This is a genomic window from Neptuniibacter sp. UBA6509 (genome assembly GCA_002435145.1).
Lineage (GTDB): Bacteria > Pseudomonadota > Gammaproteobacteria > Pseudomonadales > Balneatricaceae > Neptuniibacter.
In genome coordinates this window covers 1-2,965 of the sequence record DJLT01000068.1, presented here as the reverse complement: position 1 = coordinate 2,965, position 2,965 = coordinate 1, and the positions used below count along the sequence as shown (strand labels likewise).

Genomic DNA, 2,965 nt, shown 5'->3' with positions numbered 1-2,965 from the left:
GGGGAGTCCATACAAACCTACGAATAAGTCCCAAGCGTTCTAAATGGAGAGCAAATTGGTTTAATGCGCGAAAGGTAGCGCAGTGAAATGACGAGTCCTTTTCAAGCTAGCTGACAAAGCAGGAAGGTAATTTAATCTCCACCCTGCGGGGCTTTCAGAGCGATCCAATTTCATCGTTATTGATTCTCGATAGGCAACTAGCCTGTCTGTAATCCCTGCCTTGAACTTGAACCGCTCTGAAAGCCTGAGGTGATTCGGAGTTGTTCGCAGGTTTCCTAATATGTAAGGCTAGAGACTCATTTTTATAAACAGATTGCGTACTTATGTACTCAGTCAGTTAACAGCATTCAGTAAAACCCTTACAATGCGGTTTTATTTTATCAATATTCTGGGAGTACCGTTGTGCCTACTATCGAACCGCTGATTATTTTCTTGGTTACGGGGATTGTTTCAATGTCTGCTGCACTGAGTGCAGGTGCATTAAATAAATTGCCGGAAGAGGATAAGCCTGCTTTTACGAGCACACGTAACGGTATGGTCACTATTGTGATGTTGGGTAATATTGCTGCGTTAACACTGCTGTTTTCTGCGGCATATGGGTTTATGAATTTGGAATGGTGGATAGCGCTGTTGTGTGTATTTATCTCATTCCCGGTTGTACATGTGGTTGTTATTCAGCAGATGTTTGGTGACTTTAAAGCGCTGCTTTTGATGACGCCATTAGTGTTGCTATCTATTCCTTTACTGTACGTTTATTGGTAGTTCGACTATGCAGCCGCTAACTCAATTGGATATACAAAGCCTCATACTTGGGGGTGCAATCGGGTTAGTAGTGATGCTCGTCGTTATGCTTGTTATTTCAAAGCTGATGTTATCAGCGCGAAAGCAAGCATGGGATGAGCGTTTTGATACGCAAAATGAAAAGTTAAACCAAGTCTCTAAAAATCTTGAACGTGAGCAACATGAATCTGCTCAGCTTAAAAGTGAATGTCAGCACTTACAAACTCTTCAGCATGAGCTTGATCTTAAGCGAGCTCGGCTTGAAGAGCGCCTTATCTATTTAGAACCTCTCCTAAAAACCACCGTTACTGAAAAACACCAGCTTGAACGTAAATTAGAAGAAAGTGCTTTTCAGTTAGCAGACCGCTGTGAGGTGGTTGCTGAACTTGAAACTCGCTTAACGGCAGAGCGAGATGCGCAAGCGGAAAAACTCAAAACGCTTGAGCAGGCAAAAGAGCAGTTAAAGCAAGAGTTTCAGAATTTAGCTAATCGCATTTTTGATGAAAAAACTCAGCGCTTTTCTGAAAAGAGCAAAGAGAATCTCGGCACGTTGCTTAATCCATTGAAAGAGCAGCTAGGTGACTTTAAACGTCGTGTTGAAGATGTTTATGACAAAGAGACCAAAGATCGCCAAGCGCTATATGAACAGATTGGTCATCTAAAACAGCTCAACCAACAGATGAGCGAGGATACGATTAATCTCACAAATGCTTTGAAGGGTGAAAATAAAACTCAAGGTAATTGGGGAGAGGTTGTTCTTGAAAGGGCGCTTGAAGAATCTGGCTTGCGCAAAGGCCATGAATTTGAACTCCAGGTTTCAGTTTCTCAAGAGGGGAAACGTTATCAGCCCGATGCGATTATTCGTCTACCTGACGGTAAAGATATTATTGTTGATTCCAAAGTCTCGTTAAAAGCTTATGAGCAGTATTGCTCAACTGAAGAAACTGATGTTACGGCCAAACAGCGTTTGTTACGTGAGCATCTCATGTCAATGCGTGGACACATCAAAGGGTTGAGCGATAAAGCCTATCAGGCCTTAGATGGTGTAGGGTCCCTTGATTTTGTACTCCTATTTATTCCGGTTGAGGGGGCTTTTTTGCTCGCGTTAGAGAAAGAGCCTGATCTATTTAAGGAAGCTTTTGATCGCAACATTATGCTAGTAAGCCCTTCTACCCTAATGGTTACACTGCGTACGATTCATAATATCTGGCGTTATGAGCATCAAAATCAAAATGCGAAAGAGATCGCAAAACGTGGTGGTGAACTGCATGACAAGTTTGTCGGTTTTGTGGAATCCATTGATGAGATCGGTCGCAACTTACACAGAACACAAGATGCATTTGATACGGCACATAAGCGTTTGACTAGTGGACGTGGCAACTTAGTGAACCAAGTTGGTATGTTAAAGAAACTGGGTGCGGATGGTAAAAAACAGATGGACCCTGGGCTACTTGAAAAAGCGGCTGAAACGGATCAGTAATGGTTTCCATTATAGGCTACGGCTCACTTTTATCTGAAACTTCTGCACGGGAAACGGTTCCCGGTCTCCAGAATTTTAGGTTGGTTGAAGTTAAAGGCTATAGACGAATCTTTAATAAAGTGGGAGTTGTGTTTTTTAGCCGTCATCAAGCAGATCCGCTCTCTGTAGAGGTTGCTTCCTGCTCGACGCTAGAAGATCCTTCTTCCACTATTATTTGTTCTCAATTTGAATGCTCTGATGAGCAGTACCAAGCCTTGTATGAGCGTGAACATCGTTTTGATTGGGTCAAGGTTGAGACGCTCGAAAGCGATGGAGCACGCTCCGAAGGACTGATGTGTACCAGTAGTTCTGATCAGGCGTATCGTTTTAATAAGTGTCAATCAGAAGAAGAGTATCAAACCCGCGTGGGCCAGTATTATTCAGGCTTGTTGTGGCGTGATGATATATTGCCTTACCCACGCTACTTAGCTTTTTGTCTTCAGGCTGCTGAAGGGCAGGGAGATGATGTGTTGAACAACTTCATGGACAACTCCTATCTTGCTGATGGGGTTACGACAATTCGTGACTATCTACAGCGTAGCCCGGAGTTGAGCCGGTGGCGGGAGATTGATACTGGGTATAGTTACAGGGCTTAGAAAAAATTAAAGTATCTCTTGCACTGAATTGTGATTGAGCGAACATGCTGTCTCGCTGTCTCGCTGTCTC

General features: G+C 43.3%; 3 protein-coding genes. All 3 read left to right on the top strand.

The genetic code is table 11. The annotated features are described in order from the left end of the window. The first annotated feature begins 402 nt into the window (after window positions 1-402). Genes B4K11_RS08625 through B4K11_RS08615 form a run of 3 tightly spaced genes read left to right on the top strand, consistent with a single transcriptional unit; the run spans window position 403 to window position 2,895 of the window. Window positions 403-762, top strand: coding sequence for a hypothetical protein (locus B4K11_RS08625; protein ID WP_348704284.1), 360 nt, complete (start codon window positions 403-405; stop codon window positions 760-762). A gap of 7 nt (window positions 763-769) precedes the next feature. Next, window positions 770-2,260 carry a DNA recombination protein RmuC gene (rmuC, locus tag B4K11_RS08620; RefSeq protein WP_292955249.1) on the top strand — a complete coding sequence of 497 codons (1,491 nt, stop codon included), beginning with the start codon at window positions 770-772 and terminating at the stop codon, window positions 2,258-2,260. After that, window positions 2,260-2,895: a gamma-glutamylcyclotransferase gene (locus B4K11_RS08615; protein WP_292955252.1), complete on the top strand. Its 636-nt coding sequence runs from the start codon at window positions 2,260-2,262 to the stop codon at window positions 2,893-2,895. The genes rmuC and B4K11_RS08615 overlap by 1 nt, the downstream gene beginning before the upstream one ends. The last annotated feature ends 70 nt before the right edge of the window (window positions 2,896-2,965 follow it).

Coding starts and splice junctions, on each gene's coding strand:
- rmuC (WP_292955249.1), top strand. CDS start 770: ATGCAGCCGCTAACTCAATTGGATATACAAAGCCTCATACTTGGGGGT.
- B4K11_RS08615 (WP_292955252.1), top strand. CDS start 2,260: ATGGTTTCCATTATAGGCTACGGCTCACTTTTATCTGAAACTTCTGCA.